Annotated in this window: 22 protein-coding genes; 9 read left to right on the plus strand and 13 right to left on the minus strand. The window is 39.7% G+C overall.

The genetic code is table 11. From position 1 onward, the window contains the following. Positions 1-647: 647 nt before the first annotated feature. The 5 genes from WAE64_RS13830 to WAE64_RS13850 all read right to left on the minus strand — a co-directional run bounded on the left by WAE64_RS13830 (position 648) and on the right by WAE64_RS13850 (position 4,737). On the minus strand, positions 648-1,283 hold the full coding sequence (locus WAE64_RS13830) for a Crp/Fnr family transcriptional regulator (RefSeq protein WP_340237394.1): 636 nt from the start codon (positions 1,281-1,283) through the stop codon (positions 648-650). Between the two features lie 267 nt (positions 1,284-1,550). Further along, on the minus strand, positions 1,551-1,964 hold the full coding sequence (locus WAE64_RS13835) for a DUF1761 domain-containing protein (protein ID WP_340237396.1): 414 nt from the start codon (positions 1,962-1,964) through the stop codon (positions 1,551-1,553). 243 nt (positions 1,965-2,207) lie between these two features. Next, a complete protein-coding gene (locus WAE64_RS13840; protein ID WP_340237397.1) occupies positions 2,208-2,900 on the minus strand; it encodes a helix-turn-helix transcriptional regulator in 693 nt (230 codons plus the stop codon). Between the two features lie 119 nt (positions 2,901-3,019). Then, positions 3,020-3,652, minus strand: coding sequence for a hypothetical protein (locus WAE64_RS13845; protein ID WP_340237399.1), 633 nt, complete (start codon positions 3,650-3,652; stop codon positions 3,020-3,022). A gap of 164 nt (positions 3,653-3,816) precedes the next feature. Further along, complete coding sequence (locus WAE64_RS13850; protein WP_340237400.1) at positions 3,817-4,737, minus strand: sugar phosphate isomerase/epimerase family protein; 921 nt, start codon at positions 4,735-4,737, stop codon at positions 3,817-3,819. Positions 4,738-5,320: 583 nt separating this feature from the next. On the opposite strand from WAE64_RS13850, the gene WAE64_RS13855 reads away from it, so the two are divergent. Further along, positions 5,321-5,518, plus strand: coding sequence for a hypothetical protein (locus WAE64_RS13855; RefSeq protein ID WP_340237402.1), 198 nt, complete (start codon positions 5,321-5,323; stop codon positions 5,516-5,518). Positions 5,519-5,674: 156 nt separating this feature from the next. Here WAE64_RS13855 and WAE64_RS13860 read toward each other — a convergent pair whose 3' ends face one another. Next, positions 5,675-6,850 carry a WG repeat-containing protein gene (locus WAE64_RS13860; RefSeq protein WP_340237403.1) on the minus strand — a complete coding sequence of 392 codons (1,176 nt, stop codon included), beginning with the start codon at positions 6,848-6,850 and terminating at the stop codon, positions 5,675-5,677. Positions 6,851-7,550: 700 nt separating this feature from the next. Here WAE64_RS13860 and pheT point away from each other — a divergent pair. The 3 genes from pheT to WAE64_RS13875 all read left to right on the plus strand — a co-directional run bounded on the left by pheT (position 7,551) and on the right by WAE64_RS13875 (position 11,205). Beyond that, the gene (gene pheT, locus WAE64_RS13865; protein ID WP_340237405.1) at positions 7,551-9,983 is read left to right on the plus strand and encodes a phenylalanine--tRNA ligase subunit beta; all 2,433 of its coding nucleotides are present in this window, start codon (positions 7,551-7,553) and stop codon (positions 9,981-9,983) included. A 354-nt stretch (positions 9,984-10,337) separates the two neighbouring features. After that, on the plus strand, positions 10,338-10,601 hold the full coding sequence (locus WAE64_RS13870; RefSeq protein WP_340237407.1) for a hypothetical protein: 264 nt from the start codon (positions 10,338-10,340) through the stop codon (positions 10,599-10,601). Then, entirely contained in the window at positions 10,594-11,205 is a 612-nt protein-coding gene (locus WAE64_RS13875) for an ATPase (RefSeq protein WP_340237409.1), read from the plus strand. Before WAE64_RS13870 ends, WAE64_RS13875 begins: the two co-directional genes overlap by 8 nt. Positions 11,206-11,228: 23 nt before the next feature. Here WAE64_RS13875 and mce read toward each other — a convergent pair whose 3' ends face one another. From mce to WAE64_RS13890, 3 genes are all read right to left on the minus strand, one after another. Then, positions 11,229-11,633 carry a methylmalonyl-CoA epimerase gene (gene mce, locus WAE64_RS13880; protein WP_340237411.1) on the minus strand — a complete coding sequence of 135 codons (405 nt, stop codon included), beginning with the start codon at positions 11,631-11,633 and terminating at the stop codon, positions 11,229-11,231. Between the two features lie 327 nt (positions 11,634-11,960). After that, positions 11,961-12,383: a DUF6010 family protein gene (locus tag WAE64_RS13885; protein WP_340237413.1), complete on the minus strand. Its 423-nt coding sequence runs from the start codon at positions 12,381-12,383 to the stop codon at positions 11,961-11,963. Positions 12,384-12,551: 168 nt separating this feature from the next. Continuing rightward, on the minus strand, positions 12,552-13,304 hold the full coding sequence (locus WAE64_RS13890; RefSeq protein ID WP_340237416.1) for an MBL fold metallo-hydrolase: 753 nt from the start codon (positions 13,302-13,304) through the stop codon (positions 12,552-12,554). Between the two features lie 174 nt (positions 13,305-13,478). Here WAE64_RS13890 and WAE64_RS13895 point away from each other — a divergent pair, with 174 nt between their 5' ends. Together WAE64_RS13895 and WAE64_RS13900 are read left to right on the plus strand one after the other, a co-directional pair. Next, a complete protein-coding gene (locus WAE64_RS13895) occupies positions 13,479-14,060 on the plus strand; it encodes a TetR/AcrR family transcriptional regulator (protein ID WP_340237417.1) in 582 nt (193 codons plus the stop codon). A 60-nt stretch (positions 14,061-14,120) separates the two neighbouring features. Next, on the plus strand, positions 14,121-14,912 hold the full coding sequence (locus WAE64_RS13900) for an SDR family NAD(P)-dependent oxidoreductase (RefSeq protein ID WP_340237419.1): 792 nt from the start codon (positions 14,121-14,123) through the stop codon (positions 14,910-14,912). A gap of 31 nt (positions 14,913-14,943) precedes the next feature. Here the strand turns inward: WAE64_RS13900 and WAE64_RS13905 are convergent, their stop codons facing one another. Continuing rightward, a complete protein-coding gene (locus tag WAE64_RS13905) occupies positions 14,944-15,342 on the minus strand; it encodes a hypothetical protein (RefSeq protein ID WP_340237420.1) in 399 nt (132 codons plus the stop codon). Positions 15,343-16,161: 819 nt separating this feature from the next. Between WAE64_RS13905 and WAE64_RS13910 the strand changes: the two genes are divergently transcribed. The 3 genes from WAE64_RS13910 to WAE64_RS13920 all read left to right on the plus strand — a co-directional run bounded on the left by WAE64_RS13910 (position 16,162) and on the right by WAE64_RS13920 (position 21,195). Continuing rightward, a complete protein-coding gene (locus tag WAE64_RS13910; RefSeq protein WP_340237421.1) occupies positions 16,162-17,691 on the plus strand; it encodes an ATP-binding protein in 1,530 nt (509 codons plus the stop codon). A gap of 267 nt (positions 17,692-17,958) precedes the next feature. Beyond that, a complete protein-coding gene (gene gatA / locus WAE64_RS13915) occupies positions 17,959-19,380 on the plus strand; it encodes an Asp-tRNA(Asn)/Glu-tRNA(Gln) amidotransferase subunit GatA (protein ID WP_340237424.1) in 1,422 nt (473 codons plus the stop codon). A gap of 276 nt (positions 19,381-19,656) precedes the next feature. Next, entirely contained in the window at positions 19,657-21,195 is a 1,539-nt protein-coding gene (locus WAE64_RS13920) for a lytic transglycosylase domain-containing protein (RefSeq protein WP_340237426.1), read from the plus strand. 473 nt (positions 21,196-21,668) lie between these two features. On the opposite strand, the gene WAE64_RS13925 is transcribed toward WAE64_RS13920, so the two are convergent. The 3 genes from WAE64_RS13925 to mutS form a co-directional block, all read right to left on the minus strand. Further along, entirely contained in the window at positions 21,669-21,944 is a 276-nt protein-coding gene (locus WAE64_RS13925) for a hypothetical protein (RefSeq protein ID WP_340237428.1), read from the minus strand. A 440-nt stretch (positions 21,945-22,384) separates the two neighbouring features. Continuing rightward, entirely contained in the window at positions 22,385-22,660 is a 276-nt protein-coding gene (locus WAE64_RS13930) for a hypothetical protein (RefSeq protein ID WP_340237429.1), read from the minus strand. Between the two features lie 284 nt (positions 22,661-22,944). Beyond that, entirely contained in the window at positions 22,945-25,572 is a 2,628-nt protein-coding gene (gene mutS / locus WAE64_RS13935; protein ID WP_340237432.1) for a DNA mismatch repair protein MutS, read from the minus strand. Positions 25,573-25,682 lie beyond the last annotated feature (110 nt).

A 25,682-nucleotide genomic window follows, 5' to 3' on the forward strand; every position in this document is an offset into this window, starting at 1 on the left:
TAATTTAAGTGACTTTTTGGCCTAGAGGTAATCTAAAAAATGATGTGTGGACTTTTAAACTAAAGCCATATACGAATGTATTATTTTCGTGTACGATGCTCCTAAATACTCAATTAGTCAACTAATGATGGTTTCAGGGAATAATTATATTTTTTGTTAGCAGTTTGTTTCATAGCTCAGCTTTATTCTTTGCCAATGGCAAAGCATAGGTATCCTTTATTGCCATAAAATATGGCAACGATAATTTTATTGAAATTTTTACTTTTGTAAATCTAAACGACTTGTCGAAAAGGATTAATCGACTATGCTAAGAAGTAAAAAATCAGCCTTAACTTCGCTCTTGGCATTACTATTTTGTTGATACAAATGTACAGGGGTGCAGTAAAAAATAAAATAGACTTCTGTCTATATAAATCTTTCAAAAAATAGACAGATGTCCATTTTTTGAAAGAAGTCGTTTAGGATTTTAATTTCAGTTTAAAAATAGTGGTATTTTGAGCGAGCCAAATCAAATGATGAAGCCCCGAATGGAATTCCATAGCAGAGCTATGGTTGAAATTATTTGATGCAGGTGTAGCCAAAATAACGCATTTTTAGACGAAAGAAATAATCCTAAACAACTTCAAAGTTAAAAAGCATATCTCAATTTATTTTTTTATAGGCAAAGCCCGAATCCTGCTTAAATGCCTGGGGCTTATATTGAGATAAGTAGCTATTTTTTTCAACGAAATGCGTTGGTGAAGATGTGGGTATAACTCAATGAATTTTTGATACCTTATCAGCGTGTCTTTTTCTCTTAGTAACTCAAGGCGTCTTTCATATTCAATCAATGCTTTCTCATAAAAAAGCCCTAAGATTTTTCGGCCTTGAGGCATAATTCCCAGCAAAAAATCAAGGTCTGTTTTGGGCATAGTTATCACCACAGAGTCTTCTTCTGCCTTTATATAACACTTCGAAGGAGTGTTTTCCAGAAAACTTCTTACGTTATAAACAAAGTTGCCTTCTGCCATAATCCACGATGTATACGTATCGTCTTCATAGATACTTTCAAAATCGTTCAGATAAACGGTTTCGGTAGCACCCTCAGGCGGGGTGTAGTAGAATTCACGCAAAAGCCCTTCAGAAATGTAAATGATGGTATCAGAATATTCGCCTTCACGAAGAAGCAATTCGCCTTTTGCATACTTTTTTACTTCTATACATTTTTTTATTGTGTTTATTTCGTCTTCGCTAAAATCAGCGGCTATTCTGAGTAGTTCAATATAAGTAGATTTAGGGTTCATGGGTGCACAAGCATTTTTAGAAATATGGGAATCGGTACTCCAACAGAGATTTAGCTTAAAAGTAAATAATTTGTGCGTAGTGAATTAGATAGAGAGAAATAAAAATTATAAGCAAGATATTTCTGATGTTGCGTTGATAAGTATTTTAATAGGAGAGGCTTAGGGCTAGAAGAATGTAATGTACATTAAAAATATGAAAAAATCAAGACAGGGCATTGCCCTGTCTTGATTTTTTACGGACAGATTTTTCAAGAACTTACCTTAAAATCACTTCATTAAAAACAAAATTAACCCAGCCAATAAAATCCCCACCAGATGGTATGAGCCGCTGATAGCACTATACAAAATTGGCCTAGGGATATTGGGGTTAATAGCAATATTTGTAGTATTGGCTACCAGAAAACCAATACCAATAAGTAAGCAAAACTCAACCATACCACCCATAGACTGAATATTGAGCGCATACATTAAAATAGCACTCGTAAGCGTAACTACAAATGTACAAATAGCAGGGCCGGCAATAAAAATCGGATTGTTGGGCAGGGCTTCGTTGGCTTTTCCGAGCGAAATTTTATAAGCCTTGGCGAATAGCAATGTAAACCACAAAGCCCCAATGCCGTTGTAGACGATAAAGGCCAATAAAACACTAATCCAATTCAGGTTTGCTAGTTGATTAATCATAAAATTGTTTGTTTTTGTTTATGATGCAAACTTAGCGGTGACCTGCGACAACCATATGTCAAAGGTGTTTTAGTGTCTATAAAGAAATTGTTTAAGTTAATCTTGTTGAATTGAAAAAGTTGCTTTTTGTTCAATACTTCGCTTTAAAAATCCTCATTTAGCTCTGCTAAACTCCGGTTTTTAAATCTCGTCTTGAAGCAAAAATCATTCTTTTTCTTTTTCAAAATTTAACTTAAACAGTTTCTAAGATTTATCAAAAAATTCCTGCAAGGTCATTTTATGGGGTGTAAACTTTTCGGGCATTATATCCAGACTCTTTATTCTATCGATACGGAAATACCTGAAATCTTCCCGAAGCCTACACCAGGCTATCAGCAGCCAGTTGTTTTCTTGGGTGCTTACAATGGCAAAAGGCTCAATCAAGCGTTGCGTTGTTTCGCCATCTTTATTGGTATAGCTAATTTTTGTAATAGTAAAATTGGTAAGCGCATATTGCAAATCAGATAATACATGGCTGTTACGTTCCCGATTAATATTAAGGTCGAAACGGGTACGCTCGGTCAGTAGATTGGTCTTATCTTTTATGTTGTGCCGCAGCACAGCCTTTATTTTATCAATGGCCTCAATATAATCTTTCACAAAGGCCGAATCCCTGTTTTTCAGCACCAGTTGTTCGGCCAGTATCAAAGCATTTGCCTGATTTTCGGTAAACATAATGGGCGGAATCCGGTAATCTTCCATCAACGAATACCCCTTGCCTTCTTCCGTAACAATGGGCACACCTGCCTGCTCCAATGCCTTCATATCTCGGTATATTGTACGGGTACTTACGGCAAACCGCTCGGCCAGTTCGGCCGCTGTGAGCATACGTTTGGCCTGCAACTGGGTAAGAGTAGCAGTCAGTCTCGAAAGGCGTTTAATATCATTGCGGCTCATTTGTTACAATTTTTGATTACCTGAAAAGCAAATATACATGTTGAAATAAAAAGAGACAAGGCGAGTGCCTTGTCTCCGATGGTCAATCTTCTGAACCGTTTTTCTGACTTTAATACCTCTTAACGGGCATTTGCAGTAATTATGATAAAAACAGTTGAAATAGCAGTGCCAATAGCCCAGTTTTTCCAGACTTTCTTCGACTTTGTCTTTTTTGCTTGTGTATTATAGCCTTTAGCATATTCGGGGTTATTCTGATACGCTTCAATATTCGGTACACCCAAATTATGTAATTTTGGTGTAGTTGCACTACAAGCTACTGCAGGTATAAGGCCAATTAGGCCATTTAGTAAAAGAGAGGTTATCAGGGTGCCACCTTTACCGCTGTTTTGTCCGGTATAGTATATTTCGGCGTCGGCTACTCCTTTGTCATAGGTGTACTTATTGCCCTTTGTACTCAAAAGACTATTCCCCGACGGACTGCTTTCAAAAAATATTTCGTTGGCAGTAGGTTTATCGTTAGAGAAAATATCCTTTTGCCCATTTTCGTATTTTATCATCAAAATAGTCGATTTCAAAATAGTGTAGGTAGGGCCTTCAAGATTTTCAAATTTCAGATAACTGATTTCCTGGTCTTTTACTTCTTTTACTTTGGCTTTAATTTCTTCTCCGGTTTTCAGAAAAATAATGTCTTGTGCATAAGAGTTTATAATTAGTACGCAGCATAAAAAGGTAGTGATAATTGTAGGTCTCATAAAATGTGTTTGAACGAGATTGGTTTTGGTTAAAAGGTGCAAAAATACGTATATAGCTAAGAAATGTATTAATTCGGGATATTTTTATTTTAGAGATTTGAGCGCAAAAAAAAGACAAAGCAATAAGCCCTGTCTTAAATAGCATTATAGCAGTTTCCCCAAGCTTATTTCAAATACCGCTTCCTGAGCATTTGCATCATATACACATTTATACCCCATTGGTCGGCGAGTGGTTGCTTGGTGTAGGGGAGGGTGGGCAGGTAATTTGGCGGACCAAACTCTGTAAGTACAGTAAGCGTATCGCCCGATTTTATTTTATATTCAACCACCTTATCCCACCAGGCTAGGTGTGCTTTTACTACGTTTTCCCACTCGGGGGCTCTTGGGTCGTTTACCTGTGGCCCTTCCTGATGACCGATTCGTGAGTGTATATGGTCTACTCTTGCCAGCGCAGCCTGTACGGCCTCGGTCTGGTCTTCAAGCAGCGACTCATGCACATTGCACCAATGCGAAATATCGAGCGTAAGGCGCAGGGCAGGGTTTTTCTCTATAAAATTATGAGCAATATGTGCCGCAAAGAGCATTCGGCCACGGTGGGTTTCGTGCAGAATCTTGATGCCGCTTTTCTGGCTGGCCTCTGTGGTATGGTCAATAAAAAGTTTATTTTGCTCATAAGTAAAATAATCTCGACCACTATGGCAATTGATATACAAAGGTTTATGGCTCGACAGCACAGTGGCATTTACCGCTTTCTTGAAAGTTTCCAGGTGTTCTTTAGCATCTTTTTGATAACCACCGCATAGAAAACCCACTTCTAGCTGATGCTTATCAAGTGCAGTAAACAATTCCTGTTGGTCTTTCTTTTCGTTAGGCCACCACATCTCAATACCATCGTAACCTTCTTTTTTTGCGGCCGCACAAAAGGCATCGGTAGTACCAGAGAAACCCCAGTTAGTGGCGAGAACTTTAAGTTTTAAATCGGCATTGGGTGTTGTTTGATAGGGGTTTTGTTGCGCCACGGTCTGGATAGCATTAAGCATGATTCCACCTCCGGTGCTTGCACCTAAAAAATCTCTGCGGTTCATAGTATAATAAGGTAGCTGTTTAAAATCGTTTTGAAATTAGTGAAAAATCGTGGGTCAGTAAATGAATTTCTGAAAGAACTTTTTGAGTAAGGCACAGGTAATCGGGCAAAATTTTAATACTTACTCACTGCAAATAAATACTAGACCGCCATACTACTTATACTTATATTAGCTGCTAACCGAAAGCTCATAGTATAAAAAGTGTGTTAAGGCTTCATATACAATTACCTGCAAATCTCGCCAATTATCTAAGTAAACCTACCACTTATCGCCACCATCTACCACTTTGCCAAAATATACCGCCACTTACCGGAAATACACACCATTTAACCCTCATTTCCTGCCATTCACCGAAACTATCCGCCATCTTTCCGCTATTTTCTACCACTTGTCGATACAAACTGCCACTTATCGGTCTAACCTTACCAAACGTCGCCGTTTAATACCAATTATCTTGGAAATGTTTCCGAAAAAGCTTTAAATTTGTCTTTTCATCGAAAACGGTCCCAAATCTCCCTTTGAACGATGTATTTTTGTAACATCAAACCAACAGGGACGATAACCCAAACTATTGAGTAAAAAAATGAAAAAGATTCTGACAATTGCTATTTTAACAATTTTAACTTCAAGTGCCGCTTTTGCTAACGATGACAAACCAACTACTAAAGAGACAAAAGACGAAAGCTCTAAAGTAGTAATCTCAAAAGAGTCAATGAAGTTAATCAAAAAAGAAAGAAAGAAGTTGAGTAAAATGTTTAAAGAAAAAAATCTGATGTGCTAATGATTTAAGCATTACAACACAAAAGAAAACAAAACAACAAAGGCTGAAAAAAAAGAGTACAACGGGAAGAGGAACAAACGATGAATGATTTTAACAAAAAAAGCGAAATGCCGAAACGGCACCTCGCTAATTGAACAGAGATTAATTCAATGTAAACTAATCGTTGTTTATGCTTGATAAAATGCTTTTTGGCATTTGATTATCAGGAAATACCTCACGTCCGTTTTTATTAATAAATCCACTTTTGCCGAAAAGACTGATTCTGGCCAAACCCTCAGAAAAGTTGTAGGCATCATCATAAATCAATGGTATGACTTCCTGCCCGGATTTGTCAATGAAACCGTATTTGCCATTATTTATCGCTCTTGCATATCCATCCGAGTATCCCCAAAGATTATCATACTTTGCAGGCACAATTTCTTTACCGGTTTTGTCTATCACACCAAATTTTTTGTTGGTATAAACAATTATCATTCCTTCTGAAGCTCCCTGAATAAAATCATAGGTACTTGCTACCAAATCAGCACCGGTTTTGTCAATTACTTTCCATTTATCGTGGTTGCGTACTACGGCTAATCCTTCCGAATAATTATCTACTTCTTCGTAGTTGGCGGCAATCACCATATTGTTGTTGGCATCAATAAAGCCCCATTTTTTAGCGTCGTTTTTTACAGCGGCTCTGCCTTCAACAAAACTTTTGGCACCTTTATATACCATCGGAATCACCTCTTTGCCTTTGGTATCTATGAAACCATATTTTCCGGCAACGGCAACCATCGCAAGGCCCTCTGAATAACTCTCTACTTTATCGAACTGTGGTTTTGCCACAAAATGGTTTTTCTCGTTTATTACACCCCATTTGCCCTCTTGTTTTACAAACGCTAGGTTTTCTCTGAAACTCAATGCTTTGTCGTAATCAAATGGCACTTTTACTTTACCTTTTTTATCAATAAAACCCCATTTGTCGCCAAGTTTAACAGCGGCCAACGAGTTTGAGAAATTCTGTACATCGTCATATTCAAAAGCAATAACCTCCTTACCTGCTTTGTTCATAAAACCCCACTTGCCATCTTTACGAATCGCAGCCATATCTTCGGTCATGTCGTAGGCGCTTTCATATTTAATTGGCGCAACTTCTTTGCCTTCTTTATCAAGAAAACCAACTTTATTGTTTTTCTCGATACGCACAACGCCCGATTGGAAATCAGTAAAATTAACATCAGAAGCAGGTTGGGCTTTTTCGGGTGCTTGCGCAAGCGCAGCCTGTGCTACCAGCAGCGACAGCCCCAGTATTGCACTTTTAGCAGTTTTTATGTTTTTTCTCAAAGCCATTGTCTTAGTTTTTATGGAGTTAAAGCCCTTATTCACTGAATATATTGTAATATAGATAATGCGAAACTTATGCCAATAGGTATAAAAAGCTTGGAATCTTACTAAGCGGATACATTTTTTGGTTTCCCACAGTGAGGCAATCAAGAAAGATTTAAAAAATATTCACGCATAGCATTCGATATGAATCCTTACAAACTCAATGCCAAGTTTTACGCTATACGTATAATATTATTTAGTGGATACAAAATAAGTTTTTGAAAGGGTTTTGATTTTTTGGCACGGTAGCGGATAAGCACCAGCATAGGGTATTTTTACGGGGTTTTGCCTGAGTTTAGATTTGTACTATTTTATTATCACTCAAGGTAAAATAGTGCTTATCAGTAATTTGTCTTTTATCGAAAACACTATTTATAACATCATAATAGAGATTGACGGAGAAATCAGAAATAAAGTTATAGTAAAAAAGCAGTTTTTACGCAACAGCATCAACCAAGATATTACCCCACCTACAACAATATATTTAAGCTAAATCTTTATCTTTGCCAAAATTTACTGGCTAGCATTACAGGCATAAAAACAATTGACAATCAGTAAGTGAACGAAGCAGATATAGTATATAAAACCTAATCACTCATTCGCTCAATCACTAAATCACTCAATTGGCATAATCCTCGGCCATTTCACTACAATTATTGTTTGCATGAAAATTTCGTATAATTGGTTAAAGAGTCTGATAGAGATTAATGAATCACCGGAGGAAATCGGAAAATTATTAACAGGCACTGGCTTAGAAGTTGAAGGAATTGAAGAAATAGAATCGGTAAAGGGCGGCCTGAAAGGCTTTGTGATAGCAGAGGTGCTTACCTGCGAAACCTTTATGGTGAAAGAAAAACAATTGAGCCTTACAACTGTTGATATTGGCACCGAAACCCCTTCGACTATCGTTTGTGGCGCAGCCAATGTACGTGCAGGCCAGAAAGTTGTGGTTGCTACCCTTGGCACAACCATTTATTTTGCCGATGGTAAATCGTTCACGATTGACAAACGCAAGGTTTACGGCCACCCATCAGAAGGCATGATTTGTGCCGAAGATGAAATCGGTATCGGAACATCGCACGATGGTATTCTGGTTTTGGATACCGACCTGCCAAATGGCACGCCTGCTGCTAAATATTTTGCCTTAGAACCTGACTTTCAGATTGAGATAGGTCTTACGCCTAACCGTGCCGATGCGGCCTCACACTATGGTGTAGCCCGTGATTTAAAAGCCGTGTTGGGTCGTGAAATAAAATTGCCATCGGTTGAAAAATTTGCTGTTTCTGCACAGAAAACAGATTTTGAAGTAATTATCGAAAACACCGAGGCTTGTCCACGTTTTTGTGGGCTCGAGATTCAGGGTGTTACCGTGCAGGAATCACCTGATTGGTTGAAGAAAGCATTGCTCTCGATAGGTTTAAACCCTATTAACAACATTGTAGATATTACCAATTATATATGCCATACGCTTGGGCAACCCATGCACGCCTTTGATGCCGACGAGGTAACAGGCAAAAAGATAGTGCTGCGTGTGCCAGAGAAAGGAACAAAATTCGTAACGCTTGACGGTGTAGAAAGAACTCTTTCTGGACAAGACCTGATGGTGTGCAATGCCGAAGAACCAATGGCTATTGCAGGGGTATTTGGCGGACAAAAATCGGGTATTAAGGCTACTACAAGCAATGTGTTCTTAGAAGTAGCTTATTTTAGTCCGGTTTGGGTGCGTCGCACGGCTACGTTTCATACCCTTAAAACAGATGCTTCTTTCAGATACGAGCGTGGCACCGACCCTAACATGCCGCCGTTTGCTATTAGAGTAGCGGCCTTGTTGATGCAAGAACTTGCTGGAGGCACGATTCTGGATGGTGTGATAGATAATTATCCGGCGCCAATCGAAAACCTTACTATTACAGTTAAACACAAAAACATCAACCGTCTGATTGGTAAAAACCTTGACGATGAGCTGATTCATACGATTCTTCAGAGCCTTGATATAAATGTGTTGAGCGACGACGCCTACGAAATGACCGTGAGTGTGCCGCCATACCGTGTTGACGTAACCCGTGAGGCCGACGTAATTGAAGAAATTCTTCGCATTTATGGTTTCGATAACATTGAGCTTTCAGAAAACTTACAGGCCGATTACCTGTCGAGTTTCCCTGATAAAGATGCCGATAAATTGCAGATGCGCTTAATTGAATTGTTGGCAGCCAATGGCTTCAATGAAATTCAGACGCTTTCAATCACCAAACCTGCATATAACGATGCCCTGCAAAGCCTTGCCAAAGGCGGACAGGTAACTTTGTTGAATCCACTAAGCGAAGAATTATCGGTAATGCGCCAGAGCCTATTGCTGACAGGTATGGAATCGGTGGCTTATAATATCAATCGTCGCCAGAAAGACCTGAAATTGTTTGAATTTGGCCGTTCGTATTTCACGAAACAAGAAGAAGGACAAGATAAAAAATACAAAGAGAGCAAGCACCTGAGCTTGTGGCTAACGGGCAACCAACAAAGCGAAACATGGCAAACAGCCAGCACGCCTGTGAGTTTCCACGATTTGGCTTTGGCAGTACAAAAAGTACTGAAAGCCATGAAGGTAGCAAAATTTGATACCCAAGAGCTAAGCTCGCCTGTGTATCAATATGGCCTTACTTACATAGTAAACAAAAAGCCTATTGTGAGCCTTGGTTTGGTAAAACCATCAATAGCCAAATTGGCCGATGTAAAACAAGCCGTTTTCTATGCTGATTTCGATTGGGAATTCCTTTTGAAACAATATTCGGAGAAAGTAGCTTATGTTGAAATAGCGAAGTTCCCGGAAGTACGCCGAGATTTATCGTTGGTGATAGATTTGGCTACGAGTTTCGACCAAGTATCGGCCATTGCCTACAAAGTAGAACGTAATTTACTGAAAGCCGTAAATATTTTTGATGTTTACCAAGGCGAAAAACTCGGCGAAGGCAAAAAATCATACTCGGTAAGTTTTATTTTGTTAGACAAAGAAAAAACACTCACCGACGAGACCATCGACAAAACAATGCAACGCCTGATAGCCGCCTACGAAAAAGAACTAGGCGCAATAATCAGAAAATGAAGTTGTTTAGTAGTTTAATTTCTGTTTAAAAATAGGGGTGTTTTGAGCGAGACAAATCAAATAATGAAAGCCCGAATGGAATTCCATAGCAGAGCTATGATTGAAATTATTTGATGCAGTCACAGCCAAAACAACACATTTTTAAACGAAAGAAATAATACTAAACAACTTCAATAATATAAACACAAAAAAGGCTCTGGAAACAGGGCCTTTTTTGCTTTGGATTGATAAGTAATATTAAACAGATTATCTACTCAATAATTTGGAATGATTAGAATGCGTTTTAATGCTAAAGCTGAATTTTGAGGAAAATTGAATAAAAATGCTTAGTTTTACTAAAACAAAGAAATCTAAATGCGAGTCTTGAATTATAATTTTGAAAGCAGAGTTACAAAACGTATCACCACACTACGTAAACAAAAACATGAAGCTGGTTTTCCGTTTATGGTAGAGAGCTATGGCGAATTACCTACCAATCAGGCATATATGGAATATGCTGATGGACGGGTTGAAATTGTAGAATTTGACGATAAATTTCAAGACTATGCGAGTATAAAAGAACTTAAAGGAAAAGATTTAAGCGATTTTCGTCAAAAATATAAGCTTCAAGATGCCTGAGTTATTTGTAATTACAGGAGCAAATGGTGCAGGAAAATCTACCCTTTCAGCAGATTTATTACCCGCGTCTTTTTCGGCTTTAAAAGTTTTTGATGGAGATAAATACTTTGTAGAACAATTATCATTGATTTTTCCTGCACAGATTAGGTCTCCTAAATATGCTCGTGATGAAGCCTTCAAGAATACGGTTGATTATTTTGAATTATTGGTAAGTCAAGCAATCAGCACTAAGTCTGATTTTGCATACGAAGGTCATTTCAGTAGTGAAGCTCCCTGGACTGTTATTCAACAATTCAGAGAAAACAATTATCGCATCACGATGTTTTTCCTGATGGTTCGAAATTTAGAACTATCTCAGAAGCGGGTTACTGAACGGGTAAAAACAGGTGGGCATTTTGTGAAATATAACGAAGTGGAACGCAACTATTATGGTAATCTTACCCAATTAAACAAACATTACAATCTGTTAGATGAGCTTGTAATTGTAGATAACACAACAGATGCAAAGTTGCTATTTCATAGCGCAAGCAATACCCAAATATTTAAAGCAAATAGCTTACCTGATTGGTTCTCTGAATACTTGCCTGCGCTTTCTGAAATATAACATAGATATGTAAGGTAAAAATACTATCTCCGCTCCTGACACAACTCAACCAAAACCCCATTGCTACTTTTTGGGTGCAAAAAACACACTAACTTATTATCGGCTCCGAGTTTGGGTTCGGCATTTAGTAACACAAAGCCCTCGGCTTCAAGGCGTTTCATTTCTGCCAGAATATCGTCAACTTCAAAAGCAATGTGGTGTATTCCCTCGCCCTTTTTTTCTATAAACTTTGCAATAGCACTAGCTGGATTACTAGCTTCCAATAGCTCTATTTTGGTTTCGTTCACCTTAAAAAAAGAAGTCAGCACGCCCTCACTCTCCACCGATTCAGATTTATATGGGGCTATATTCAGCAGTTTTGTAAACAACTCATTTGACGCTGCCATATCTTTTACGGCAATACCTATATGTTCAACATTAGTAAGCATAGAAATCAGGTTTTGTTTGTAGCAAATTAGGGATTATTTTGGGAAGAATAAAATTGGGGTGGGTGTGGAGGGAGGATTTTTATTGTAAATTAAATAGCCACGACCTTTAGATAGTAGATTAAATAAATGAAGTTAAATTTAGGCTAAAAGCAAATGATTTAGCAGTCTCATAGAGACGTAGAGACGTATTGCGATACGTCTCCAAATGACTATCCATGTTTTTGAACGAAATATGGGCACATTGCCTCGAAAATTTGAGAAATCGCCTTTTTCTTCTTATTTGAGGAACGTTTATTTCTTGAATCTTAATAAACAGATAGCAATTAACTAGGCATTTCGTATTGCCCCCTTCCCCCTAAACCAATCAAAAACATTTGGTGCACCCATAAAAAGCCAGATAGCCAGAATCGGGTCACAGATAGCGCAGCCGAGCGAAGAGGAGGGAGCCATTGGTACTATTGGGTTGGCATATAGGTGGTGTAAAATATCATAGACCGTATGCACCAACCAGCCTGCGGCCAGAAACTTATAGTTTTTTAGCCCCTTAAAAGCCAGAAAAATCATGATTACGCCTAACGGAAATTCAAAATAACCTAGTCCGCTGCTCCAGTAGGTAGCACCTGCTCCGGCAATAATTAATGCGTTAATAATTTGTCGGTTGGGTTCTTTTACCAACGAGAAAAGCATGATATATACGCTTGCGATGAGTACAGCGCCGAGGGCTGTCATAAAAATAGATTCCGGTGTCATTTGCTTGTGTTTAACATTGCAAAATTCCGGCTTTATAGCTAAGCAGGTTAGTACATAATAGGCTGATTTTAGGATTTTTCAATCATTCGGCCATCGCACAAGTTTTAACCATCGTTTGGAGTTGAGGCTTTTTCTGACTAAAACACCCGACAACAAACGGCCAAGAGCTTATGCTTCCGTTAATTTCATTACCGATTTTTTGAAATCATGATAAAACAGCAATGTCCAGTTTTCGGCTTGGGCTTGTTCAATCCAGTGTTTTCTCGATTCCTGAGCCTTTTTACCATCATAATCGTTTTTATAAGCATAGTTTTTTTCGACATACGCCGTGCGAGGTAGTTCATCAGCGGCAAACAAAACGGTTTCGTTCACTTCCCTAATCCAGATAACCTGATGAAATGGTGTGTGGCCACCACTTACGGCATAGCTAATATGTTCGTTGATTTGCCCTTCGTCGCTTTCCAGAAATTCTATTTGTGCATGATTACTCAGCCCCAACAACGTTGGCTCATGGTACGAAGCATTTCCTTTTTGCGCAAGGGCATAATCAAGCTCACGTTTTTGGAGATAATACGTCGCATTCGGGAAATTTAGTTGATACTCACCATTGTCAAGCGTTTGGCCTAGCCCTCCTGTATGGTCTTTGTGCAAATGAGATAATATCACTTTCGTAACATCGTCGGGCTTTATACCCAGCTTTTGCAGAGCACTCATAAGCTGTAACTGGCCATCTTTGGCAAAACCCAGCCCGGCATCAAGCAAAACTATATCAGACCCAACGCTGATTAAAAACGGTTGTACGGTCAGTAGAACACTTCCAGCCGGAATATCCGTCATTCGGTCGGTTTCTTTGTTAAAGGGTACAAATACTTTGGTCGAATCAACCGTAAATAAGCCTTCGTTGAGTGGAAAAATCTTCATGTGTGCGCTGGGTATAGTATTAAAAACTGATTTATATGCCAATGATTAATAAAGAAGCTATTAGCCCCTTAGTAAATCAACAGCCCCAAAGGCTTATAATGTTCCCGATGAAGTAATTGTTTGGGAGTTGAAACAAATTTACTAATTTTGTAATGTTCAATACAAAAATAAAATATGAGAGGCCGACCAGTTGTTTTTGAAAACGAAGAACTCATCAGTAAAGCCCAGCAGGTTTTCTGGGAGAAAGGCTACACCGCTACTTCGCTCAGCGATTTGCTCGCTACAACAGGCGCAGGGAGTGGCAGTTTCTACAATACCTTTAAAGGCGGTAAAAAAGAGGTTTTCGGTAAAGCTATTCAGCAACGCCGTGCCGCATTTATGGCATTTAAAAAAGAACTTGAGCAGAGCGAATCACCTATCGAACTCATAAAAGCTTTTTTCAGAAGCATTGCTCATGAGCCTGTGGCTTCGCACCAACGGGGCTGTATTATAGCCAATACGGTGGTTGAAATGACCTATATTGATGCCGACCTTGAGAAACAAGCCGCTGATATATTGAAAGAAGTAGAGCAGATGTACACCGAGGCCATCAGGCAGGCACAACAAAAACAACAAATAAGTAACCAGACCGACGCCAACATTCTAGGCAAATACCTGATTACCTTCTGGTGTGGGCTCAACACGCTACGGCGAATATACCCCGACCCGCAACTGCTGGCACAACAAATAGAAATGCAATTAGCTGTACTCAGCTAATTTTTTTAGGTATTTATGTATCAATCATTACAAAAATAAAAAAACTATAAACCCAAAAATATGGATTTGAAATTAGAAGGAAAGAGGGCCTTTATTAGTGGTTCTACGCAAGGCATAGGCTATGCCATTGCTCAACAATTGCTCAACGAAAACGCCGAAGTAATAATTAATGGCCGCAATGCCGATAAAACTGCGCAGGCCGTTGCCCAACTACAAGCCGAGTTCCCGAAGGCAAAAGTAGCTGGCATTGCTGCCGATTTTGCCAATGCCCAAGCGATAGAAAACTTACTTGCGCAATTAACCAACATAGATATGCTAATAAACAACGTCGGTATTTTTGAACTGAAAGACTTTGAAAGCACCTCAGATGCCGACTGGCAAAGGATGTTTGATATAAATGTAATGAGCGGCGTGCGATTATCACGGCATATATTGCCACAGATGCTTGCCAAAAACTGGGGTAGAATCCTGTTTATCAGTAGCGAATCAGGTGTGAATGTACCCGAAAACATGATTCACTACGGCATGAGTAAAGCCGCCATGATGGCCGTAGCCAACGGCGTATCGAAACTAACCAAGGGCACAGCAATAACAGTAAATACTATTTTGGGAGGCCCGACTTATTCGGCAGGTGTGGCGGCTACCGTTGAGCATATTGCGCAGACACAAAACCTGAGCGTAGCGCAAATGAAAAATGCCATTGTGCAGCAAACCAATCCAGATTCATTATTGCAACGCTTCATTGAGCCGGCAGAAATTGCCTCATTAGCTGCGTATCTGTGCAGTCCCTTGGCAGTTGCAACCAACGGCGCAAGTTTAAGGGCTGATGGTGGGGTTTTGAGGGTTTTGTGAGAATCAGTGAGGAACTACGGACCTAAGCATTTCAGAGTAAAATCTCAGGGTAGGGGTGAAAAATCTTGTAAACCCGCCAGCCTATGTACCCAATGCCAAAACAAAACAAGGCCAATGTTTGCCATTTGAAAAAGCTAAGCGCATTTACTTTTTCTATCACGGTTTCGGGAAGCATAAAAAATCGACGTATCAAGGCATATAAAAAGGCGAGAAATACACCAAATACAAGGCTGATAACAAAGTTTATGCCGAGCCTGCTCAGCAGATAACTTTCGGGGGCAGCCGTGTAAAACTCAAACATCGCTTCGGGCGACAGTAAGGTTTCTTTAGTTATAAATGTGGTATTGAGCAACACAGCCATAAAGCCCCATACTGATATAGCACAATAGCCAAAAAAAGTAAATAAAATAACTCCGAAAACTGCTTTCATCAAGGCGTGCTAAATGCTATTATGGTTTATAAAAGTAGATAATTATTCTGACACCAAAGCATTTGTATTGTATTTAGACGTAATTTTCTGTTCATATTTTTATATCTACAAAGCAAAAAATACGTAAGAAATCCGCCGAATAATATATAATCATTGCCGCATTTCTGAGCAAAATAAAGTTTAATAAATCTAAATAAAAAGAAGGAGACTTCAAGAGCAACAGCTAAGAATTGTATCAAATAAAAAAAGTACGCCGTTTAATCAAAAAAAACGGTATAGTATTTGTCCTATTAATAGAATACGCTTCTCACAAAACGCCGAAAACGTAAGTTTATTATTCGTTTTGAGAGAAAGTTAAGCAATACACGATGAAATTACCCGATTGACTCAAGTCCTTCACCTCAATTTAATATTGACAAAGACCGTGCCAATCACCAAGTACCCACAGCTAATTCATAAAGAGAGATTATCGAGCAAGCAAGTATTTTTACCTGTTTTTATTCTTATTTTAAATTAAAAATAAGCGTGCCAAAACCCATTTATCGTTACTGGTAGATGGCAACAGCGAAGCTTATCAGATGTCCCCATCTGAATTTAGTTTCAGACCATAAGGTGCCCATTGATTTCCCTGTCCGGGAAAAACTTTGCGCTCATATTTGCTTGTTTTCCAGCTCCGAATTGAATTATATAAAAACGGCCATCCTTTATAATTAACCACATCACCAACCATTACTAAACGTGCTTTGATGTAAAAGCAATGCGGGAGCCTGTGCGCCTGATTGCCAAAATAACTCATAACCCAATCTTATCACTAAGAGTATGAAACAAGTTATGGATGCCGACAATTATCATTTATTATTTGCTGAATTAATTAACGAACATTTACCCAAAAACCATTCAAGGTATAAATTCATGGATGGTTTTCTGAACGCTGTTAACAAACTGTGTGTGAACTTCGAACATGAAAAAGAACAACTGAAAGCGCAGGTGCGCCCAAGTGAACGAAGATATGCCGAAGCTAACCGAAAACTACAGGAAGAAATTGAGCAAAAAAGGGAATCTGTTCAGAAACTTACAGAGGGAATTGCAAAACTTGATTTACCCAAGCATTACAAACTACCCGAATTTAATGATGATAATCTGTTCGAAATCGCTGTATTCATTAAAAAACTGTTGATTTATCAACAAGGCATCGAAATCCAGTTAAGAAGAGCAAAAGATGAAGCCGACAAGGCCTCTGATGCCAAAACTGAGTTTTTATCGATGATGAGCCATGAGCTCAGAACACCGCTAAACGGAATCATTGCCATGACCTACCTGATGCAACAGGAGAAACATAGCGCTGAAATGACCGAAAATCTGAAGATTCTTCAGTTTTCGACCGAAAACCTGAATGTGCTTATCAATGATATTCTTGATTTCAGTAAGATTGAGGCCGGCAAAGTTGAACTCGAAAACATTGAGTTTAACATAAAAGACCTACTGACGAACATCAAGAAATCGATAGAAGTACATGCCGCCTCTAAAGAGGTAGAGATTGATTTGGAATTTGACGACAGTATTCCCGAAAACCTAGTCGGCGATCCACTGCGCCTGAGCCAGATAATGAATAATCTGGTAAACAATGCAGTGAAATTTACCGACAAAGGGCGCATCAGCATGAAAGCCCGCATGAATTATCTGCTTAATGATTCGGTGGCTATCGAGTTTTCGGTGAAAGACACTGGCATTGGTATAGCCAAAGAAAATTTATCGAGAATCTTCGAGAAATTTGCGCAGGCCGAAAAGCAAACAACCCGCCGTTTTGGTGGCACCGGCCTTGGGCTGGGCATTACCAAAAAACTGGTAGATTTGCACGGTGGCAAAATCAATGTATTGAGCGAGGTAGGGCAGGGCTCAACTTTTTATTTTACAATTGAACTCCAAAGAGGCGCACAGCCCGAAAGAGTTTTAAGAAAAGAAGAAATGCTCGACGAACAAACCCTGAAAGGTACGAAAGTACTATTGGTAGAAGATTACCCTATTAACGTAAAAATTGCAACCAGATTTCTGGAAAAATGGGGAATGCACTACGACACCGCCGCCAATGGCCGGATTGCCGTTGAAAAACTGGCGCAGAACGATTACCAGATTGTATTAATGGACCTCTTAATGCCCGAAATGGATGGTTATACAGCTACCGAAAATATAAGAAAATTCGACAAAACAACGCCAATTATTGCCCTTACCGCCTCTGTATTAAACACGCAAGATAGAGTATATCAGGTAGGCATGAATGGTTTTGTTACCAAGCCTTTTAACCCCAAAGAATTGTTTCAAAAAATTAACAAATATGCAACAAGAGCCTGAATCCCTACCTCTTGATTGAATACCTACCTAGTAAGAAAAGACATTAACCTAGCTCAAAGCCTCATTCTTTTATGAATGGGGCTTTTTGTTTTAGATAAGGTTTATGCCCCATTTTGTAGGCAATAATCTCTGGCTTTCATTTCAATTCTGAAAGTTTTTTAGGAAATTGCAACTTCAAACAGTTTTAAACGCCAAAGCTTACACTTTGTAAGTGTAGCGCAGGCACTATTTTTAAAAAAGGCAGATTTCAAAAGAAAAACCTACAAAATGGCGAAATATAATTCATTAAGAGAAATTCAGGAGGCTATCAGTAAGCAAGAAACATCTTGTGTTGAATTGGTTAAATATTATCTGCAACGAATTGAAGAAAATAAAAATCTTAATGTTTTTTTAGAAGTATATGCCGACGAAGCCTTGAAACAGGCCGAAGAGGTTGACAATAAAATCAGAAACAACACAGCAGGCCGCCTGGCCGGAATGGTGATTGGTGTAAAAGATGTGCTGGCACACCAAAACCACGGGCTACAAGCTGCCAGCAAGATACTCGATAAATTTGAGTCGCAGTTTACGGCAACGGCTGTACAACGTGTGATTGACCAAGACGTGATTATTATAGGCCGCCAGAACTGCGACGAATTTGCGATGGGTTCATCAAACGAAAACTCGGCTTTTGGCCCTGTGCGCAATTATGCCGATGCCAGCCGTGTGCCGGGAGGCTCTTCGGGGGCTTCGGCAGTAGCAGTGCAAGCCGATATGTGCCTGGCTTCGTTGGGCTCTGATACAGGCGGTTCGGTGCGCCAGCCGGCTGCTTTTTGTGGCGTAATTGGGGTAAAACCTACTTATTCACGCATATCAAGATGGGGCCTTATTGCCTACGCTTCGTCGTTCGACTGCGTTGGGCCTATCACCCGTGACATTGACGATGCAGCCCTGTTGCTCGAAATTATGGCCGGTGCCGATGAGTACGACACCACCGTTTCAACAAAGCCGGTGCCTGCGTATTCGGCAAATCTGGAGCCTAAAAAACACTACCGCATTGCCTACATGAGAGAGGCCCTTGAAAGCGAAGGGCTGAGCGAAGATGTAAAGCAACGAACTTTTGAGAAAATAAATTGGTTAAAAGACCAAGGGCATGTGGTGGAAGCTGTTGACTACCCATTGCTAAAATATCTACTTCCTACTTATTATATACTTACAACTGCCGAGGCCAGTTCTAATTTGTCTCGTTTCGATGGCGTAAAATACGGCTATCGGGCGGGTGCAGAGAAGATAAAAAATCTGGAAAATTTATACAAGAAAACCCGTGCCGAAGGATTCGGAGCAGAGGTGCGCCGACGCATAATTTTAGGTACTTTTGTATTAAGTGCAGATTATTATGATGCTTATTATACGAAAGCACAGAGGGTTCGTCGTTTAATAAAAGAATCGACAGATAAAATCTTGTCGACATACGATTTTTTAATTTCGCCTACTACTCCTACACCAGCTTTTAAAATTGGAGAAAAATCGGAAGATCAGTTGCAAATGTTCTTAGCTGATATTTTTACAGTGCAAGCGAACGTGATTGGCAATCCGTGTATTTCGATACCGAACGGTCAGAGTGCTGACGGTTTACCGATTGGAATACAGGTGCTTGGCAAGAATTTTGAAGAAAGTGAATTGCTTGCTTTTGCCAAATTTTTGCAGTGATAATAAGCACAGAAGAGGTCTGAGAAAATCGCCCTGTTTGCTTCAAAATGACCGCTTTTTGTTGAACAATGAAAAGCCCGAACACGCATTTTGAAACAAAAACTTTGACTCAAACTAATTCTAAAGCCCTTATTATTTTTTCAGAAAAATTTGAAAATATCAAAAAAAACTTTACAATTACTTGACAAACAAGAGGTTATGGTTTAACTTTGGAAAAGTTTGCTTTCCTATATCCATAACAAAAGCTAAGGTCCCTTAGTTAACGAGATTGAAATTATGACATTATTCAAGAAGTTGCTCGTTCTATCGAGTCTTATTGGCAGTGCCAGTGTTGCGTCGCATGCCCAGTCTGTAATCCCTCAAGAAGCCATTCCGGTTTCTGTGGAAGACACCACAATCGCTGAGCAAATCACCCCTGTTGAGGCCTTTATTCCTTCTGCTGATGTTAACAGAGTACGTGAAGGTTTCCAGCAAATGCAAAGAACAATGCCATTAGAGTATAATGCCACTGTTCATAGTTTTGTAGACTACTTCATCTACAAAAAACCGAGCTTCACCAAGCGTATGCTTGAAAGAAAAGATTTTTATTTCCCGATTTTCGAGAAATACCTCGCAAAGTATGAAATGCCTGACGAACTTAAGTATCTCGCACTCATAGAGTCAGGTCTGAATCCGAAAGCCGTGTCAAGAGCAAAAGCAGTTGGCCTTTGGCAGTTTATGAAACCAACCGGGCGTGAGCATGGCCTGAGAGTAGATGAATATATAGACGAAAGAATGGACATCGAAAAATCTACCGATGCTGCTTGTAGATATTTCAGACAATTGTACCGCATCTTTGGCGACTGGGAACTTGTACTTGCTTCTTACAACACAGGCCCAGGTAATTTGAGAAGAGCCATCCGCCGAGCAGGCAATATTACTAACTACTGGCAACTTCACCCTTATCTTCATAAAGACACCCGCACTTATGTACCACAATTTACGGCTATCATGTATATGATGCATCATGCCCACGAATATGGTATTGTGGCCGAAGACTCATTGAAAATGGGGCCGAGAGATTTCCAGACCATTACGGTTGACGGCTACGTAGACCTTGAGACTTTCAGTAATGCAAGTGGTATCAGCATGGACGATATTCAGTTGTTAAACCCTCATTTCCTGAAAGGTTTTGCACCAAGCTGGAGCCGTGGATTAGATATAAAAATACCTGCCGAAAGTTTTGCTTTCTTTCAGGAGAACCGCCAGATGATTCTGGACTCGGCATCAAGAGACCACGGGCCTGTAATGCTGGCGTCAGACCGCCAATCACAAGCCGAACCGGGTGTGATTATCATAGGTGGCAACACCAAATATGCCACAGCCGATGATGCTGGCGGAGAAGACGACGAAAACGTAAAACCCGAGCGTGTTGAAGAAGAAGTGAAAAAGATACGCAAGGTTAAGAAACGAGTATACGTTGTTAAACGAGGCGATGTGCTAAACAGAATAGCCGAGAAATTTGATGTTGATATGTACGACATCAGAGTTTGGAACAAGATGAAGTCGTCGAAAATAATGGTAGGCCAGCGCTTGGTGATACTCGACGATGACAACGAAGAAGTAGCCGAAGTAGAGCGCACCATAAAAGCCGAAAGAAAAAGCCATAAAGAAATTGAGCGTACAAAACCTAAGTACCATGTTGTACAAAGAGGCGACACGCTTTGGAAAATTTCACAACGTTATGGCGGTATCTCTATCGAGAAAATCAAGAAAATGAATGGTTTGCGCTCAAACAGCGTAAAAACAGGACAGAAATTGAAAATAAGCACTTAATAAGGCTTAGCTGATATAATTGAAACGAGGCCGTCTCAAAAGAAAACTGCACAAAATATTATTTGGTAAGGCTTCAACCCCACACCCCAACCCCTCTCCCCAACAATGGGGAGAGGGGCTTTTTTGTCCCCTCCCCATTGTTGGGGAGGGTTAGGGTGGGGTCTTTCCCAAATATTATTTGGTATAGAAAACTTTTGAGACAGCCCGTTTTCATTGTATGGAGTTGAGAAATAGAGATTCTGAATTATCCTATTAAATCAATTGCATGCTCCTTAAATCTTGAACCCTAATAAGGTCATGGCAATTGAATGCAACTTTTGCTATTAAACTATCTATAAAACCGAAAGCCGATTGAAAAATATTTCTGAGAGTGAGACTGGCATACAACTCTGTATACGCCAGATGATAGATTCTAATAAAAACAGCCGGTAAATATCATAAAAACAAAGGCGGCAAATTCAGCCGCCTTTATGCTAAGTAAGAAATTGTGCAATAGTATTCTCTATTTTTTTAATGGGAACTAAGAAAGGCTTATCTGTAATAGTTACTTCTATTTTTGTAGCGGAACTTTCGGTTTCCGATAATACAAGATAACTGCCTTTGATATCACCAATCGGTGTATCGAGGGTAAACATTCCTTTGTTGTTATCGCCATTAAAAACGCCACCTTTTGAAGTGATTGCGCTGTTGGCTGTAACTACAAATTGATTGGAAGAACCCGGAAAATCGATGTTAAACGATGATGCCATTGTACTAAAGTTTAATGGTGAGGTTATGATTCAATAATGTGTAATTTACGCAAAAAACTTAAGGTCACCAACCTTTTGTCTATATTTAAAACAACAGATTATTTGGCAAAGTTCGCTTTGCATACTATCCCGATGCGCATTTTAAGGAATAAGCCTAAACCTTAAAATGCTTTATACTCATAAAATTCGGCTTTTATAGCTTATAGTTAGTAGGTTAAATATAATAGCCGAGAAAAATTTTAAGGTAGATTAAATTTATTTTTTAAGCTAGATTAAAAAAAAATTAATATTGCTCTTCATACGAATTCCATTCTTGTTAAAAGCTATATATTGTAGAATTTTAAGCGAAGTGGCCATAGAGAAATTGCTATAAAATTGAGGTATTAGAAGAGCCTCCTGTGTAGGCTGGAAATTAATAAAGTTTCAGATAAATATCTCTGTTAGAGTTTAACATAACTTCCTAGTATAACCATTGTTAGACCATACCCAAGAAAAGCAAGCCATAAAATTGGCGTTAATTTATTTATTTGTTTCACAGCTTCATTATCTATGTCTTTATTTAATGACACAGGATTAAACACTTTTTTAAGTAAATCAAAATCATTTTTGTATTTCAATTTAAAGTAATTATATCTGAGTTTAAAATACTTAAGACTTAAAAAAACTACGGGTAAACCCAAAAATACAACAGTTAAAAAAGTTAAAAGCGGCGACATAGCATTATTGGTTAAGTCACTTTGAAAGATTTTCAATCTGGTAACAAATTTAAATCCAATCTATGGAAAAACTAAAGATAGATCCAATAAACCTCTATAATATATTATTATCACAATACTATTTTTGGATGTATAATGAAAGTCTCCTGTGTTTGGTAGAAAAGTGAATAGCAAACCGACTCTGCGTGAATGAGGTACAAAAACGCCGAGTCTCCTTGGCAGGCATTAGCCTAATGCACACGGGAGACTCGGCTCATACAAAATTCCTATACGCCACTAAAACCTTACGCCAGTTTCACCAGTTCGTTTAGTTTCAATAAGGCTTCAATCGGCGATAGCGTGTTTACATCTATTGCCTTCAATTTATTTTTCAGTTCTTCGATTTTTGGGTCTTGTGGCTCAAAGAAACTCAACTGCATATTGTTTTTAGGTGCTTGTTGTAGTTTCTCTTTGTTATCTTCTTTTATATGGTCTTGCTCAAGGTGGTGCAGTATTTCGTTGGCTCTTAGTACCACCGACTGCGGCATGCCGGCCATTTGCGCTACATGAATACCAAAGCTATGCTCACTACCGCCTTCTTTCAGCTTACGCAGAAACACCATTTTATTATCAACCTCTTTTACAGCTACATTGAAGTTTTTGATACGGGCAAAATCTTCTGTTAGCTGATTTAACTCATGGTAATGCGTGGCAAAGAGCGTCCAAGGCTTATGTTTGGGGTGATTGTGCAGGTATTCGGCAATACTCCAGGCAATACTTACACCGTCGTAAGTGCTTGTCCCACGTCCGATTTCGTCCATGATAATTAAACTACGGTCGCTTAGGTTATTCAAGATACTGGCGGTTTCGGTCATTTCAACCATAAACGTCGATTCCCCCCTCGAAAGGTTATCACTTGCGCCCACACGAGTAAATATCTTATCGACCAAGCTCAATTCGGCACTTTCAGCAGGCACAAAACTACCTACCTGTGCCATTAGCACAATAATGGCCGTCTGCCGCAATAACGCCGACTTTCCGGCCATATTCGGGCCTGTTATGATAATAATCTGCTGGGTTTCGTCGTCCAGAAACAAATCGTTCGGTACATAGCTTTCGCCGAGTGGCAATTGTTGCTCAATTACCGCATGGCGGCCTTCTTTTATATTGATAACCTTGGCATCGGTAATGCGTGGCTTACAGTAGTTGTTTTTGCTGGCTACTTTGGCAAAAGATGCCAGGGCATCGAGCACCGAAATAATGCGGGCGTTTTGCTGTATCTGTGCCACAAATTCGCCTGCGGTAGCTACAAGGTCATTGAAAATCCGCTGCTCTATCTCAAATATCTTGGTCTCGGCAGTCAGAATCTTGTCTTCATATACCTTTAGTTCTTCGGTAATATAACGCTCGGCATTTACAAGGGTTTGTTTGCGAATCCACTCGCCCGGCACTTTGCTTTTGTGTGCATTTGATACCTCAAGATAATAGCCAAAAACCTTGTTATAAGATATTTTTAAAGACGGAATCCCCGTGCGTTGAGATTCACGGTTCTGAATTTCAATCAGGAAGTCTTTACCCGAAAAAGCAATTTTATGGTATTCGTCGAGGTCGGCATCGATACCCGACTTAATCATGTTTCCCTGATTAGTAAGCACCGGCGCTTCGTCACGTATTTCACGCTCAATTTTATCGACCAGATACTGGCAATCGGTTAGCTGATTAAGGTATTTCTGCAAAATGCTGAACTCTTTGCTGCCTATCTCTAATAGCTTTTTGATAGGTACAATCTGTGCCAGCGCACGTTTCAATTGCACCATTTCTCGTGGGTTGATACGCCTAACAGCCACTTTAGAAATCAGCCGCTCAAGGTCGCCGATAGGTTTCAGCAATAGTGCCAGATTTTCGGCAATTTCGTCGTTCTTTACAAAAAACTCAACCGTATCAAGTCGCTCTTGTATCAGGCTTTTTTCTTTTAGTGGCAATACCAACCATTTACGCAACAGCCGTGCGCCCATTGGTGTAATGGTGTGGTCGAGCACCTGGATAAGCGGCACGCCGCCCTCGTGCTGGGCAAAAACCAGTTCAAGGTTACGAATCGTGAATCGGTCGAGCCATACGTATTTATCTTCATCGAGCCTTGTGAGGCGTGAGATATGGCCCACTTCCTTATGCTCGGTGTCAGACAGGTAGCGAAGAATCACACCCGCCGCCACAATGCCCTCGGTGAGGTTTTCTACCCCAAAACCTTTGAGCGATGAGGTACGAAAATGGTTGATGAGCAGATTGTAGCCAAAATCATATTTATAGGCCCAGTCTTCAAAACAAAACTCATTGAATTTATCGCCGAAAAGTGTCTGAAACTCGCCACGGTGTTTTTTGCAGTATAAAACCTCTGAGGGGGCAAAACTTTGCAGAAGCTTATCTATATAAGCCGTGTTTCCTTCGGTTGTCAGAAACTCGCCCGTAGAAACATCTAAAAAAGCAATCCCAAAGTAATCAGGCTTAGCAAAATGTACCGATGCCAGATAATTGTTTTGCTTGGTGTTCAGTACGTTGTCGTTGAACGATACCCCCGGCGTTACCAGTTCGGTAACACCTCTTCGCACAATGCCCTTGGCTGTGCTTGGGTCTTCGAGCTGGTCGCAGATGGCCACACGTTGCCCTGCTCTTACGAGTTTAGGCAGGTAGGTATCGAGCGAATGGTGCGGAAAACCCGCCAGTTCTTCTTGTGCACCGCCATTATTACGGCGAGTAAGCACAATACCTAATATCTTTGAAGCCTTGATGGCATCTTCGCCAAAGGTCTCATAAAAATCGCCCACCCGAAACAAAAGCATTGCTCCGGGGTATTTTGCCTTAATCTGATTGTATTGTCGGTTGAGAGGGGTCTCTTTTGCTTGCTTAATTAACTCTTCTTTAGACGGACGTGCCACTTTGTATGAATTTTATCTCCTAAAACTGCCAAAGTTACACATTTTTGTTGAGCCAAGCTAGCATGAGTAAGGTCGGAATTTTATGTGGGAATAGATTTTTGTTCTATTAA

This window comes from Emticicia soli, assembly GCF_037860775.1.
Lineage (GTDB): Bacteria > Bacteroidota > Bacteroidia > Cytophagales > Spirosomataceae > Emticicia > Emticicia soli.